The organism is uncultured Methanobrevibacter sp. (assembly GCF_902784195.1).
Lineage (GTDB): Archaea > Methanobacteriota > Methanobacteria > Methanobacteriales > Methanobacteriaceae > Methanobrevibacter.
This window is the reverse complement of record NZ_CACZTX010000009.1, coordinates 44,540-59,720: the sequence shown is the minus strand read 5'-3', so window position 1 is coordinate 59,720 and position 15,181 is coordinate 44,540. Positions and strand designations below refer to the sequence as shown.

General features: G+C 32.1%; 16 protein-coding genes. 12 read left to right on the top strand and 4 right to left on the bottom strand.

Annotated features, from left to right (window positions below; genetic code table 11):
• Positions 1-147: 147 nt before the first annotated feature.
• The 3 genes from hypB (at position 148) to QZU90_RS07245 (ending at position 3,442) form a co-directional block, all read left to right on the top strand.
• Complete coding sequence (gene hypB / locus QZU90_RS07255) at positions 148-888, top strand: hydrogenase nickel incorporation protein HypB (protein ID WP_295606866.1); 741 nt, start codon at positions 148-150, stop codon at positions 886-888.
• Between the two features lie 174 nt (positions 889-1,062).
• Positions 1,063-2,094, top strand: coding sequence for a DUF354 domain-containing protein (locus QZU90_RS07250; RefSeq protein ID WP_295606868.1), 1,032 nt, complete (start codon positions 1,063-1,065; stop codon positions 2,092-2,094).
• 124 nt (positions 2,095-2,218) lie between these two features.
• A complete protein-coding gene (locus QZU90_RS07245; RefSeq protein ID WP_295606871.1) occupies positions 2,219-3,442 on the top strand; it encodes a nucleotide sugar dehydrogenase in 1,224 nt (407 codons plus the stop codon).
• Between the two features lie 56 nt (positions 3,443-3,498).
• Here QZU90_RS07245 and QZU90_RS07240 read toward each other — a convergent pair whose 3' ends face one another.
• From QZU90_RS07240 to QZU90_RS07230, 3 genes are read right to left on the bottom strand one after another with little or no spacing between them, the layout of a single operon-like run.
• Positions 3,499-4,089, bottom strand: coding sequence for a MarR family winged helix-turn-helix transcriptional regulator (locus QZU90_RS07240; protein WP_295606874.1), 591 nt, complete (start codon positions 4,087-4,089; stop codon positions 3,499-3,501).
• Positions 4,086-5,873 carry an ABC transporter ATP-binding protein gene (locus tag QZU90_RS07235; protein WP_296856410.1) on the bottom strand — a complete coding sequence of 596 codons (1,788 nt, stop codon included), beginning with the start codon at positions 5,871-5,873 and terminating at the stop codon, positions 4,086-4,088. Before QZU90_RS07235 ends, QZU90_RS07240 begins: the two co-directional genes overlap by 4 nt.
• 1 nt (position 5,874) lies before the next feature.
• The gene (locus tag QZU90_RS07230; protein ID WP_295606877.1) at positions 5,875-7,680 is read right to left on the bottom strand and encodes an ABC transporter ATP-binding protein; all 1,806 of its coding nucleotides are present in this window, start codon (positions 7,678-7,680) and stop codon (positions 5,875-5,877) included.
• A gap of 246 nt (positions 7,681-7,926) precedes the next feature.
• Here QZU90_RS07230 and QZU90_RS07225 point away from each other — a divergent pair, with 246 nt between their 5' ends.
• The 6 genes from QZU90_RS07225 to QZU90_RS07200 all read left to right on the top strand — a co-directional run bounded on the left by QZU90_RS07225 (position 7,927) and on the right by QZU90_RS07200 (position 10,897).
• Complete coding sequence (locus QZU90_RS07225; protein ID WP_296856408.1) at positions 7,927-8,418, top strand: type II toxin-antitoxin system antitoxin SocA domain-containing protein; 492 nt, start codon at positions 7,927-7,929, stop codon at positions 8,416-8,418.
• A gap of 142 nt (positions 8,419-8,560) precedes the next feature.
• A complete protein-coding gene (locus tag QZU90_RS07220) occupies positions 8,561-8,695 on the top strand; it encodes a hypothetical protein (RefSeq protein WP_296856406.1) in 135 nt (44 codons plus the stop codon).
• Between the two features lie 25 nt (positions 8,696-8,720).
• Positions 8,721-8,858 (top strand): hypothetical protein, encoded by a 138-nt coding sequence (locus QZU90_RS07215; protein WP_292776569.1) that lies wholly within the window; start codon positions 8,721-8,723, stop codon positions 8,856-8,858.
• A 201-nt stretch (positions 8,859-9,059) separates the two neighbouring features.
• Positions 9,060-9,518 carry a DUF1890 domain-containing protein gene (locus tag QZU90_RS07210; protein ID WP_296856404.1) on the top strand — a complete coding sequence of 153 codons (459 nt, stop codon included), beginning with the start codon at positions 9,060-9,062 and terminating at the stop codon, positions 9,516-9,518.
• A gap of 63 nt (positions 9,519-9,581) precedes the next feature.
• On the top strand, positions 9,582-9,890 hold the full coding sequence (locus tag QZU90_RS07205; RefSeq protein WP_292776563.1) for a DUF1894 domain-containing protein: 309 nt from the start codon (positions 9,582-9,584) through the stop codon (positions 9,888-9,890).
• A gap of 50 nt (positions 9,891-9,940) precedes the next feature.
• Positions 9,941-10,897 (top strand): methionine synthase, encoded by a 957-nt coding sequence (locus QZU90_RS07200; protein WP_296856401.1) that lies wholly within the window; start codon positions 9,941-9,943, stop codon positions 10,895-10,897.
• Between the two features lie 83 nt (positions 10,898-10,980).
• Here the strand turns inward: QZU90_RS07200 and QZU90_RS07195 are convergent, their stop codons facing one another.
• Complete coding sequence (locus QZU90_RS07195) at positions 10,981-11,613, bottom strand: flavodoxin family protein (protein WP_296856399.1); 633 nt, start codon at positions 11,611-11,613, stop codon at positions 10,981-10,983.
• A 319-nt stretch (positions 11,614-11,932) separates the two neighbouring features.
• On the opposite strand from QZU90_RS07195, the gene mch reads away from it, so the two are divergent.
• From mch to QZU90_RS07180, 3 genes are all read left to right on the top strand, one after another.
• On the top strand, positions 11,933-12,898 hold the full coding sequence (gene mch, locus QZU90_RS07190; RefSeq protein WP_295606416.1) for a methenyltetrahydromethanopterin cyclohydrolase: 966 nt from the start codon (positions 11,933-11,935) through the stop codon (positions 12,896-12,898).
• A 454-nt stretch (positions 12,899-13,352) separates the two neighbouring features.
• The gene (locus tag QZU90_RS07185) at positions 13,353-13,871 is read left to right on the top strand and encodes a GNAT family N-acetyltransferase (protein ID WP_295606419.1); all 519 of its coding nucleotides are present in this window, start codon (positions 13,353-13,355) and stop codon (positions 13,869-13,871) included.
• A gap of 148 nt (positions 13,872-14,019) precedes the next feature.
• A complete protein-coding gene (locus QZU90_RS07180) occupies positions 14,020-14,841 on the top strand; it encodes a nicotianamine synthase family protein (RefSeq protein WP_296856397.1) in 822 nt (273 codons plus the stop codon).
• Positions 14,842-15,181 lie beyond the last annotated feature (340 nt).

Sequence of the window (15,181 nt, the reverse complement as noted above, 5' to 3'; positions counted from 1 at the left end):
TAAAAATGACAATAGAAAATTCTATTGAAATAATTAATATGTCTTTTGATAATTCTTATACTTTTTTGATAAACTATTAAAAATATTGTCCAAATTTTTAAAATTATTAAACTTATTATAAAATTATATGTTTTGAAGGTGAATCATATGCATAAGATTGCAGATGTAGAGATAGCAAAGAATATTATGGATGCTAATGACAGATTAGCACATAAGAATTTACATTTATTGGAAGACCACGATATATTTTGTATAGACTTCGTAGGAGCTATTGGATCTGGTAAAACTGCTCTTATTGAAGACTTAATTGATAATCTTGATGAAAAAGTTGGTGTACTCGCAGGAGATATCATCAGTGATTTTGATGCAGATAGGATCAAATCACACAATGCACCTGTTGTCGGATTGAACACTGGTACTGAATGTCACTTGGATGCACATTTGGTCAGTCATGGTTTAGGTGACTTGCCTCTTGATGATATCGATTACCTTTTCATTGAAAACGTAGGTAATTTAATCTGCCCTGTTGACTTCCAGTTAGGTTCTCATATGAGAATTGTTGTTGTCAGTGTTACTGAAGGTGATGATACAGTAGAGAAACACCCTTACATTTTCAAGGATTCTGACTTAATCATCATCAATAAGATTGATTTGGCTGATGCTGTCGGTGCAAGCACTGATAAGATGGTTGCTGATGCTAAAAAACTTAATCCGGATGTTAAAGTCATCACTACCAGCTTAAAAGAAGGTAAAGGATTAGATGAAGTGATTGAAGCTATTAAAGATGCTAAAGCACACGCTGCTGAACATCACCATCATGACCATGATCATGAACACGACCACAGTCATGAACATGAGCATGGCCATAGTCATGACCATCATCATTAATCTTTTTTCATTTTTTTTATTTTTTAACTTTTTTCAAAATGTTTTATTTTAAATAAATCTCTTTAGATTTATATTTCTTTTATTTTTTATTTTCTTTTAATTTTATTTTTTCATTTTAATTTTTACTAAAATTTATTAAGTATTACTAAAATAATATTTATAAAAGGTGATTTCATGAAAATATGGATTGATATATCAAATGCTCCTCATGTAAGATTTTTTAAGGATGTTATCAAGTATTTTGAGAATGAAGGAGAAGATGTTTTAGTTACAGCCCGTAAGTTTGGAGATATTCATAAATTAATGGATATGTATGACATAGATTTTGTATCTGTAGGTAAACATGGAGTCACCTTAGAGGAAAAGCTTAAGGAAAGTGCGGAGAGAGTTGTCAATTTAGCTGATTTGATCTCAGGTGAAAACTTTGATGTAGCTTTATCCAAACATTCAATCGAGCTTCCAAGAGTGGCATTTGGCCTTGGAATTCCAAGTCTCTTTGTTTTGGATAATGAACATGCAATGGCTGCCAATAAGCTTACTCTTCCATTATGTAGCAAGATTATAGTTCCAAGCATTATCGATGAGTGGAAATTATTGCAATATGGTGCAAATCCAAATGACATCATCAAGTATAATGGAACTTCTGAATTGATGCACTTTAACAACTTTGTATTCAATGAGAATATTTTTGAGGATTTGGGATTGGATTTGCCTCTCCAAAAGACTATTTTAATGAGGCCTGAACCATCTCTTGCTTCTTATTTGAATACTGATTGCAGAAAGTCTGTTTTATCTCCAGTTGTCGATGTCTTAAAGGAATATGCTAATATTCTTATTCTTCCTAGATTTAAGGAGCAGGCAGAGATTTTTGAAGGAATTAAGAATGTAACCATTCTAAAGCCACCTGTTGACACTTCTAGTATAATCAAGGCATGTGACCTTGTCATTGGTGCAGGTGGAACAATGAATAGGGAAGCAGCTATTCTACAGACTCCAGTCATTTCATGTTACCCTGGAGACACTTTATCTGTTGATCAGTTTTATGTAGATAATGGTTTGATGTATAGGACAACTGATTTAGAGGATATTACTAAACAGGCACTTAGTTTTATTGTTAATCCGCATAAGCCAATTGATTTTAAAACAGATGATTTATTTGGATTGATTGTCAACAAGACCTATGAGTTAGGTAACTCTAAAAAATAAACTTATTTTAATAAATTATTTTAAATTATTATAATAGATTATTTTAATAGATTATTTTAAAAAATATTTTTTTTATTCTTCTTTTATTTATGAATTTAAATTGATGAAATTTGGAGCATTTAAAATGAAAATTACAGTCGCAGGTGTAGGATATGTAGGGCTTTCCCTTGCTGTTCTACTAGCTCAAAAACATGATGTTACTGCTATTACAACAACAGAATCAAAAGCGGAAAAACTAAATCATCTTATTAGTCCTATTCAAGATGATGAGATAGAAAGATTTTTTAAAGAGGCTCGTGAAGGTAAACGAGAACTTCATCTTAATACAACTACTGATAAGGAAACTGCATATAAGAATGCAGATCTTGTTATTATAGCTACCCCCACAAATTATGATGATGTCACTCATTTCTTTGATACCTCTGCTGTTGAGGATGCTATAGAATGGACTCTTAAAGTTAATCCTGATGTGCTTATGGTTATAAAGTCAACAATTCCTGTCGGATATACAGAATCTGTTCGTGAGAACTATGGTGTTAAGAATATCATATTCAGCCCAGAATTCCTTCGTGAGTCAAAAGCGCTTTATGACAATCTTCATCCAAGCCGTATAGTTGTCGGTTGTGATGATGACCAAATGGAAGAGGGGCAGATGTTTGCAGACCTTCTTTTGGAAGGTGCAAGAGAAGAAGAGAAGAAATTTAATTCTCCTGAACAGGATATTCCAGTATTGTTGACACATTTGACAGAGGCTGAAGCCATTAAGCTTTTTGCAAACACTTTTCTTGCTGTAAGGGTAAGTTACTTTAATGAACTTGATACATATGCTCAGACCAAAGGCCTTGATACACAGATGATTATAGATGGAGTATGTATGGACCCTCGTATTGGTGGGCATTATAATAATCCATCATTTGGATATGGCGGATACTGTTTGCCTAAGGATACAAAACAGTTGTTGGCAAACTATAAGGATGTTCCACAAACTATGATAGAGGCTGTTGTTCATTCCAATTCAGTGCGTAAGGATTTCATTGCGGATCAGATTATTTCAAAAAATCCAAAAACAGTTGGAGTTTATCGTCTTACCATGAAAAGCAATAGTGACAATTTCCGAGCATCTGCTATACAAGGCGTTATGAAGCGTATAAAAGCAGAGGGAATTCCAATAATTATCTATGAGCCAGCACTTGATGATGGAACTGAATTCTTTAGGTCTGAAGTGGTGAATGATTTGGATCGCTTCAAGAGTGAAAGTGATGTCATTCTTGCAAATAGATTTGATTCACAGGTTCTTGGTGATGTTGTGGATAAGGTATATACAAGAGATCTATTTAGGAGAGACTGATAGTTTTATAATGGATGAAATTAAGAGTTTTCACTCTTAATTATTTTTCCAATATTTTATTTTTTTCTTTTTTTATTGCAATTCATCAATTGCAACCATTCTTCATTTGGATTATCTTCCTTAAAGTATTTTTCAAAGATTTCCTTTCTGTTTTTAATTATCTTTTCATATTTTTCAGGGTTTTCTTCCTTGAATTTCTTATGAAGGGCTACAGTTAAGCGATTCAAATATTCATTCAGATTTTCCTTTTCATCTTCACTTAAAGTGTCAAAGATATCAATATCTTCATGATTCTTAAATTCTAATGCTCTTCCTTCTTCTGTCAATTCAACAAGCAGAACCCTTTTATCTTTAGGAGATGGAACCTTTCTGATGAGATTTTGCTGTTCTAGTTTATTCAAGGTTTCATTAAGGGAAGTTACACTGATATTCAATATTTCAGATAATTCCTTAGTAGAAAATCCGTCTTTTCTCTTTAAAAGAATGATTAATCTGCCCTGTCCCTTTGTAATGCTTTTCATTTCTGGATTTTGCTTTTTGATTCTTCTATCCAGAATCTCATTTATCATAATGAATTTATGGAACAATATTTGATTATTTGCCTCATCAAACTCAAGATAATGGTTTGAATTATTTTCCCTATTCATATGATACTCTCCTTACTTTGCGCATTCAAGGTATTGTAGTAATATCCTTTTTGCTCCAATAGCTCTTCATGTGAACCTTGCTCGATTATATGGCCGTCTTCAATTACAAGTATCTTGTCTGCATTTCTGACTGTTGACAATCTGTGAGCAATGATGAAGCTTGTTCTGTCTTTCATCAGCTTGTCCATAGCTTCCTGAATTATCTTTTCGGTTCTTGTATCAACTGAAGATGTCGCTTCATCCAAAATCAATATCTGCTTGTTTGAGAGAATGGTTCTTGCAATTGTCAAGAGCTGCTTTTGACCATGGGATATATTGTCAGCATCTTCGTTAAGCTCACTTTCATATCCTTCAGGGATTTGCCTTATGAAATGGTCTGCATGAGCCTCTTTTGAAGCGTTTATGACCTCCTCTTCAGTGGCATCCAATTTACCATAACGTATATTGTTGTATATTGTGTCATTGAATAGCCAAGTGTCTTGAAGCACCATTCCTACAAGAGATCTTACGCTATGCTTGTCATAATTGTTGATGTTGACCCCATCAATTTTTATCTCTCCGCCATTCAAGTCATAGAATCTCATGAGCAGTTTCACTATTGTTGTTTTTCCTGCTCCGGTTTCACCTACAATAGCTATTTTCTCACCCTTCTTGACCTTGAATGAAAGGTCTTTAATCACTAAATCATCATCGCCGTAACCGAAGTTGACATTTTCAAAACTGATTTCATCAGCAATTTCGGTGATTTTCTCTTTTGAAGGGTTTTCTTCAACCTTTATTTCAAGGAATTCGAATATTCTTTCACTTGCAGCCATTGCAGTTTGTATCATATTCATTATTCTTGTTATCTGTTCAATAGGGGTTGTGAAGTTCTTGGAGTATTGGATAAATGCCAAGATGTCTCCAACGCTTATTGCCTTTTGAAGTACGAGCACTGCTCCAAGAACTGATATGATCACATATTGCAAATTGGAAATGAAGTGTACGAAAGGACCGGATAGGCTTGAGAAGAACTTGGATTTCCATTCCTGTTCATACCAGTTTTCATTTTCCTCTTCAAAGATTCTCATGGATTCTTTTTCCTGATTGAATGACCGAATGATTTCGTGGCCTGTAAATGATTCTTCGATTTGTCCATTCAGGTTTCCTCTGTATCTTAACTGCTTTAGATAATAATCCTGTGAGAATTTGGTTATGTAAGTTATAATCAGGAAAGCTATTGGAACCAATACGATTGTGGTGAGTGTTAGCCATAGGTTAATGGAAAGCATCATCACTGTAACTCCCACAATTGTAATGACTCCAGTCAACAATTGATTGAATGTTTGGACAATTCCTGTTTGGAGAGAGTCTACATCGTTTGTGATTCTTGATAGAATGTCTCCTCTGGTATTTATGTCCAAATCACCCATTGACAAGTGAGTGATTTTCTCAATCAAGTCTTTTCTTAGATTATAACTGATGTCAGTTGTTATATCCAAGAGGAGATAACTTTGAAGATATGAGAACACTGCACTTATGATATATAGGATTACGATTGCAATGAGCAAATTGATTATATGATTCAAATCCATATTTCCAGAGTTTATTCCATCAAATATTGCAGTTGTAGCAAATCCTATTAAAAGAGGGCTTATGACTGAAAACACTGTTGATATGATTCCGCAAATGACTGTCAAGCTCAATTTTAATTTATATCCAGTCAAAAGAGAGAATATGTTCTTTATTGACTGCTTAGCATTTGCCGGTTTTTCAGGAGGTGCTCTTCTTGGTTTTCTTGCCATATCATTTGCCTCCCGCTGTTTTCTTAAGGTAACTTGTATCTAGGACATAATTAGAGGATTCCTCATTCTCATACAATAAGTCTTTTGAACGGTCTATTTGTGAGGATACGATTTCTCTATAGATATTGCAGTTTTCATTCAAGTAATCATGGCTGCCCTTATCGATTATTTCCCCCTCATCAAGAACGATTATCTCATCAGCATCCATGATTGTTGAAATCCTTTGTGATACAATAAGCATTGATGAGTTTTCCTTTAAGCCTTTTAGGTTCTCTTTCACCTTTGCTTCAGTGTTCATGTCAAGTGCTGAGAAGCAGTCGTCAAATAGGTAGAAGTCACGTTCAGCCAATATGGATCTTGCAAGCTGTAGACGTTGCTTTTGACCTCCAGAGTAATTGGATGCCCCTTGTGAAACTCCATCCTCTAGGCTTTCTATAAAGTCAACTTCTGCCATTTTCAATGCTTTTTCAATCTCTTCATCACTTGCATCCTCTTTTCCTATCAGCATATTTGACCTTATTGTTCCTTCAAAAAGGATTGCCTTTTGTGGAGCATAGGAGATTCTTTCTCTCAAGGTTGTTAATTTGTAATCCTTGATATTCTTGTCATTGACTAGGATTTCACCGCCAGTTACATCCTGAAGACGAGGAATCAGATTCAAGATTGTGGATTTACCGCTTCCAGTTCCTCCAATTATTGCAGTGGTTTTTCCCTTTTCCAATTTGAAGTTTATGTCTTTCAATGTTTCCTTTTCACTTCCAGGATAACTGTAGAGAACATCCTTGAACTCAATTGTAGGGTTATCTTCTATTTTATTGATTGGCCCATCGCTAATTGTTATTTCAGTGTTTATCACTTCAGCAACACGTCTTCCAGATACCAAAATCCTTGGAATCATGACAAGGAATCCACCCATCATTAAAAATGCCATAACGATTTGTGTAGCGTATTGGATGAATGCTATGATTGTTCCAGTTAATATCTCCCCTTGTATAGCATCGTATGCACCAAAGTATAAAATGAGGACTATCATTAGGTTCAAGAGTAAAGTCATCGCTGGCAATAGGACTAAGAGAATTCTAAATACATTCAAGTTCACTGTTCTGAAGTCTTCATTGGTTTTTCTAAATCTTTCCTCTTCGTAGTCCTGTCTTACAAATGCCTTGATTACAGGTATTCCCATCAATATTTCCCTTGAAGTCTGGTTGATCTTATCAGTCAATTCCTGCATTACCTTGAAGTAAGGAACTGTTCTGATGAATATTATGACAAAAGGAATGATTGCCGCAGCAAATGTCACTGCAATGATCCATAAAAGGTTGGTTCCAAGTTCCATTGCCTTAAGTATGCTTCCTATACCTAATATTGGTGAAAATAGTATTGTTGTAAAGAACAGTCCTAAGAATATCTGTATTTGATATACATCGTTTGTATTACGTGTAATGAGTGATGCTCTTGATATCTTGTTCAATTCAAAGTTTGAAAATTTTAATATCTTCTCATAGCTTATTTTTCTTAAATCCCTTCCATAGGCTGCTGACACTTTGCTTGAGAAGTATGAGAGTCCTATTGTGGCCAAAACCCCAACTAATACCATAGCCATCATCATTGTTCCTACACTTATTATGTAGTTGAAGTCTGTGTTCTGTATGCCTATATCTACAATGTCTGCAGTGTATTTAGGCAGAGTAAGGTTACAGTAAACATCAATGAGTAGGAATGCAACAATGAGAATAAGTGGGATTATGCTCTTTTTTAAAGGGCTAAGAAGTTTCCCTATAGTTTTTAGTGTTTTAGTAAAATCCATAATCTTATTCCTATAATTTTTCTAAAGGTACCTTTAAATTATTTTTCTATAGGTACCTTTTAATTTTATATTATATAAATATTTTCAATTTTTTATTAATTTTCATATGCTCTTTCTTTTCTTTTAATAGCAAGTTGAAACTAATATTCTAATGTTCATATGGTTACTCTTTTTTAATTTACAATATTAAATTTGAATCATTTTATTTGGTTTATTTGATTATTGAATTAATGATTGGTGTTTAAATTGGATTTTAAAAAAGAAAAGTACATAAAAATTATACTATACATCATATCACGTTGCACACATAAGGAAAATCTTGGAAAAACTGTCATTTCGGTTTTGCTTTATTTCATTGACTTCAATTATTATGAATTATACGGCGAATCATTGACCAATGAAATTTATTTAAAATCAAGGATTGGAATAGTTCCAAAACATTTCAATGACACTATGAATCAGCTTATAAAGTCTCATAATTTGTATTATAGACAAGAGATCTACTATTATTACCTAATCAAAAGATATTACTTAAGACAGATTCCATTGTTTAATTTTACTAAAGATGAACAGATGATTATCGATGGTGTCATTTATGAGTTAAGCGATTTCAGCGCTACTGATCTGTTGATTTATCAGAGGGGGGATATGCCTTATAAATTGGTGAATCTGGATGATGAGCTGGATTACAATCATGTATTTTATAGGGATGAACTTTATTCTGCACGTAAATATTGATTATTTTATTATATTCTGTTGTATATTGTCTCTTAAATAATATAGAAAACTTTAAATGTAACTATAATCATTATAATTATTAAATGAAATATTATTAAATAAATAGTTTTAAATAATATTTGGAAGTTATAGGGGGAATTTTATGTATGGTTTATGCCCTGCTTGCGGAAGTGAATTAGACGACGAAGGAAACTGTTGGGTATGTGGATATATGGTCCATTTTGGAAGTCCTGATGATTATGACTATGATGATTTTAATGATGAATACTTGCCTTGAAGGCTCATTTATTTAGGTGATTATTATGCTTATTTGTCCGATTTGCGGTTATCCATTGGATAGTGATGGTCGTTGCTGGAACTGTGGATATTGGATGAGAACTCATCCATTGGATCCTTTTGCTCCTGGTTCAGTCTATAATGGCGGTAGCAGTGATGACTGATATAAACTTTTTAAAAATTGATTAAACTATTCTATTTTTTATTTTTTTAATTATTCTTTTTCTAATTCTTAATCTATTTTTCTATCATATTAATTAATTTTATTTATAATAATTAACAAAGATATAAAGTGATTAATTATTCTAAAATTAATAATGAAAATTTATAAAATATTTCTATTTAAAAATTATTAAAGTGATAAAATGAAAGCATTAGTTTTACTTGGATGTCCTGAAGCTCCTTCACAAACTCCTATTGGGTTGTATGCTTCATACAAGTTAGGACAAATGGGCTATGATGTAACAGTATCAAGCAATCCTGCAGCAGGAAAGATATTGGATATTTCAGATCCTGAAGGGGTTTACGTTAAAAAAAGAGTCGATATTGAAAAATGTTTGGATGAGATTGAGGAAGGAGATTATGACTTATTGGTAGGTTGCGTTCATAAGGATGCGGCAGCTACTTTCTTCATAACATATTACCATATATTGAAATGCAAGTCATTGGCTCTTGTATTCTCAAGGGATGCAGAAGAAGTGGCTGAATTTGCAGATATGGTTGAATCCTCTACTGATGCAGATATCATTGCTGTAAGAGCTTTCCATAATCCAAATCCAATTAAGGTAAGATTTGACAAATATTTAAAAACTTTAGAGGAATAAGGAAAAATTTTAATTGGAGATAAATTATACTTAACTATTTATTAAAGAAATGATGGTGATTAGATGTCTTTCTGTTTAGAAACATATTTGCAACAAAATGATGATTATGAAATACTTGTGCAACGTTCTGGTGTAAAGCAATGCTATAAGCTCATTGAAGAGAATGCAAAGGAAATCATTCATGTAAATCCGGGTGATAAGGTCTTAGGCGCAAGATTGATAGGTCTTCCTCCAATACCTGTGGGAATCAATGAGGATGAAGGAACAATATTGATTACCTATACCAAGCCTTGCCATGGAACTGCAGCTATTAAAATTCCAATTAGTCCAGAAGAAATTGCAGATGTCAGAGCAATGGATATTGGTGTTTAATTAATATTAACGATTTAAATTAATTATTTTAGTTTATTGATGGTGATTATTTGATTACAACTGTTGTAGGTAGTTTTGGGATTGATTTGAAGGAACCTGAAACTCTTGGTGAAAAGATAAAGTCTTCAATTGGATTGTATGATCCATATAAAATAGCTATTGAAGAGGCAGTCAAATTGCAATTGGACTGTGGAATAGACATTATTGGGGATGGTCAGCCAAGAGGGGATATGGTAGGTTCCTTTGTAAAGCATATTCCAGGATTCTCATATGAAATGAATTCTTCAGTTATTGTATCCAAGATAAGGGCCCCTCAAGTTGATATAATGATCAAGGACTTGAAATTTGCTCTAAATGTCCTTAAAAAAGAGATTAAGGATAGGAACATGAGTGAGGATGAGGCAAGCAAGAAAGGAGTAAAGCTTATGTTGACAGGACCTTCAACTATTGTCCATTCTTCAAGATTAGAATCATTTTATAAAGAGAGAAATCCAGCTATCATTGATTGCGCTTATGCATTAAGGCGTGAAGTGGAGTCAGCAGAGAAAGCTGGAGCAAAATATGTTCAAATCGATGAGCCATTCTTATCTACTGGTATGGTTGACTTGAAAGTTGCAAAGGAAGCGATAGGAATCCTTACTGATGGCATTGAAATGCCTATGGGAATGCATGTCTGCGGTAATCTTGATGGATGCTTCAAGGATATTGCCAAGTTCCCTATTGATATCTTGGATTGTGAATTTGCAGGAAACAATGTGAATATTGGTATTCTGGAAGCAAATGCTGATTTGCTTAAAGGCAAAAAATTAGGATTCGGTTGTGTCGATTCAGCTGTAAATGCTGTTGATGACAAAGAAGAAGTTAAAGCTTTAGTTGAAAGAGGAATTGCAGCAGTAGGCAAGGAAAACATGCTCCTTGATCCTGATTGTGGCCTTAGAAAAGTGGATATTCCAATTGCAAAGGAAAAACTAAGAATCCTCTCTGATTTGGCTAAAGAGTTTAACTAATAAATTTACTTTTTTTTTTAAATTTGATTTAAAATCAGATATGAAATTAATCATAATCCGATTTTTTTTATTCAAATATTTAATTACAATACTAATTCTTTTCCTTTTTCAAAAGCAGCTTCTCTTTCCTTAGGGAAAATCTTTTCATGTCTTTCGTATCTTTCTTTAGCATTGAAAAACCATGGCCAATCTGTTTTGCTATAATCCTTAAGCTGAAGTGTTTCTCCAGATACAAAGACTTCAGTTGGGCCTACAAAGCCGTTAAAAACATTTTGATAATTTTTAAGCAATTCCTCATACATGGTATCTGGTGAATTGCTTGTCATTATGAGCAATGTTGGAATAGGATTTTCATTGCAGCATGGAGTCTCGGTATTGTATGTCAAATTCTGGAATACCAATCTTTCATAAAGAGCTCTAAAGGATGCTGTAAGTTCACCTAAGTAGTTTGGAGATCCTATTATCAATCCATCAGCTTCACGAATTGCATCCAATACCTCTGTCAAACCGTCTTTGCGTATGCAATTTCCTTTATATTTATTTTTTTTACATCCAAAGCATGAAATGCATCCTGTGTATTTCTCCAAATGGAACAAATTGAATTTCTGGACTTCTGCACCTGCAGATTCCGCTCCCTTTATCGCTTCATCAATTAAAGTGTCAGTATTCCATCCTTTTCTAGGTCCTGCATTGACTGCTATTATTTTTTTAGCCATTTTATCTCCTTTTAAAATTTGTAAAAAAAATCATCATATATTGAAAAAAGTTCATTATATGAATTAATTTTTATAATTTATTTTAACTATTATTGTTATTTATAATTGTTTTTTCTTATCATTCTTTTAATTTTTAATTTTTGTGATATATTGTTTATAATAACCATTTTGTATTTGAATAAATTTATAAAATTTTAAATAGTTAGTTAATTAAAATTATTATTATAATATTTTATTCATTATCAATAAGTAAATTCAATTTAAATCAATAATTTTAAATCAATTTAATTATTTTTATTATTTTAATTGAGGTTAAACTATGGTTAGTGTCAATTTAGAAGCTAAAAAAACTGTAGATGTAATGATTGAAAAAGCTGACGACCTTAACATTGCTGTTTCCAAATTAGGAAACGGAGCAACCGTTATTGACTGTGGTGTAAATGTTGCTGGTAGTTTTAAAGCAGGTGAATTATATACTAAAGTATGTCTTGGAGGATTAGCTGATGTGGGTATTTCCATTCCTGGAGACTTATCTGAAAAATTCGCATTACCTTCTGTAAAAATAAAAACCGATTTCCCAGCTATTTCCACTTTAGGTGCACAAAAAGCAGGTTGGTCTGTTTCTGTAGGTGAATTCTTTGCATTAGGTTCCGGTCCAGCTAGAGCATTATCATTAAAACCAGCTGAAACCTATGAAGAAATTGATTACAAAGATGAAGCTGATCTCGCAATCTTAACTTTAGAAGCTGATGTATTGCCTGGTGAAGACGTAGCTCAATACATTGCAGATGAATGTGGTGTAGCTGTAGAAAATGTATTCTTACTTGTAGCTCCTACCGCTTCCTTAGTTGGATCTATCCAAATTGCAGGAAGAGTAGTTGAAAACGGTACCTACAAAATGTTAGAATTCTTAAAATTTGACGTTAAAAAAGTTGTACATGCAGCAGGTATTGCACCAATCGCTCCTATCGACCCAGATGGATTAAAAGCTATGGGTAAAACCAATGATGCAGTTTTATTCGGTGGAAGAACTTATTACTATGTCAAATCTGAAGAAGGAGATGACATTGCAGCAGTAGCAGCTCAATTACCATCTTCTGCAGCTGACGGATATGGTAAACCATTCTTTGACGTGTTTAAAGATGCAGGATTCGACTTCTACCAAATCGACAAAGGAATGTTTGCACCAGCTGAAGTTGTTATCAACGATTTAACCACTGGTAAATTATACAAAGAAGGATTCGTTAACGCAGAATTACTCAAAAAATCCTTCGGTATTGAATAAATTTAGTATTTATTCTTAGTATTTGAGAATTTTAAATAGCTATTTTTAGCTATTTATTACTTTTTTTCTTTTTCTATTTTTCTTAATTTTCACTATTTTTCTTGTTTTTATATCCAATTTTTCTCTTATTTTCTTCTAATATTTTCAGTATTACTATTCTATCTATTTTTACTTCTTTTGTAATACTAAAGAGTAATACTTTTTTAAATTGAAAATTATTACTTAATATATAAGTAAAATGGATTTTAGTAATAATTATTACTTATTTACCTAAAATAAGCTATTTGGTATTACTTTTTTTAGAAATATTTTTATATATTAAATCATAATTATTAAATATAAAGTATTAATATAATATTTTTTTCATAATAAGTATTACTTTTTGATTTTTTATTTTTTTTTAATTTATTTATGAGTTATATTAATTATTCTTAAAAATGATTAAAGTGATCAAATGAATTTTACCATAAATCAATTGTCTGATGATTGTGATACAAAGATTAGGGTGAGAAATTTCCTGTTTTCCCAAATAAGGTCTGAATATGGCTATGGTTACATTCCATCATGGCATAAGGACATAATAGACTTGAATAAGTATTATATCGATTCCAAGAAAAATAGTCTGTTTTATGTTGAGGATAGTGGCAATGGAAGAATCATTGCTACCATAGCGGTTAGGCAGTATGATAAGAACTTTATGGAATTTCAGGACTTATACTCCAAGGAATCTACAGCAAGCATTTGGAGACTCTTTGTAGATAAGTATTATAGGCGTTGTGGATTGGCTACACAGTTGTATAATGCTGTTGAAAAATTCTGCTGTGAAAATAACTTCAACGAGATTTATTTGCATACCCATAAGAATCTTGAAGCTGGATTTAGCTTTTGGAAAAAGGTGGGATTCAATGTAACTTGGGATACAAATAATGAGCTCCAGACAGTTCATATGGTAAAGAATTTATCAAGTAAATAAAATTTATTTTATTAATTTTAATTTAAAATTTATATATTCTTTAATATAAAGTATATATTAAATTTAATTTTACATTTTTTTATATAAAATTAAAAAATAAACTTAGGGATAAAAATATTTTTTTTTTAAAGACTTTTTGTGTGATAAAATGAGTTGCTATAAATATTGGGGAACAATTGAAGAGATTGCAAATAAGCTTTCAAGTTATGGGGACTTAGACAACGAGGGGCTTTCTGCTTTAGATGGCACAGACATTGAGGAGATTACAAAGATTTTGGATGATATTGAAGTCATTGCCCATGATAAAGAAATAGACTTTGACTCTGCAAAGCATATTCTTGATGATGAGAAAATGAATAAGGCATTGCAGTTGATTCGTAAGTTCTATGTTTATATCGGTGCAAGATTGGAACGTGAAAATGCTATGAAGATATTGGAATCTGATGATCCTAAAGCTGTTTTGGATTCATTCCATTTTTATGACAGGTATATTGGCCTTATTGAAAATGAGATGCAATTGGCTAAATTCAATGAAAACAAGACTTTTGTATTCTTAGGAAGCGGTCCTTTGCCATTAACAATAATCATGTTTAATATGGTAACTGGATGCAAATGTATTGGTATTGAACAAGATCCTGATGTTGCTGAATTGTCAAGAAAAGTATTAAAACGTTTAGACCTTGATGAAGGAATTGAGATTATAACAGGTAATGAAAAGACCATTGCAGACTTGGATTATGACATCTTGATGATTGCAGCATTTGCTGAACCTAAGGACAGGGTATTTGCAAATGTTTGGGATGTTGTTGACGAGAAGACTCCTGTACTTTACAGGACCTATACTGGTATGAGAGCCATTCTTTACTCTCCAGTAACTGAAAAGGATACAAGAGGATTCCATCAGGAAGTCATGTTGCTTCCTAGAGGAAAAACAAACAACACTTCCGTATTAATTAGGAAGATTAGTTAATCAGATAATTTTAATTTTTCACATCTTTTTTTATTTTTTCTATTTCTATTCATATCTATTTTTATGATTTTTTTTTAAATTTTCATAATTTCTACACTCTTTTTTATTAATTTTTATTAATTTTTTATTAGATTTTTTTAAGAGTAATACTTTTTATACCAAAATAGGCAAAAAAGTAATACTTTTTCTATATTTTTTTACAAATTTTTCTAAAAGTAATACTTTTCATACAAAAAACTACAAAAAAGTAATAACATTTATATAATCTATTGTATATATTAATTATAAGTAATACTAAATATATGAAAACTTAAAAAAAGTAATACTTTTTAATATTACG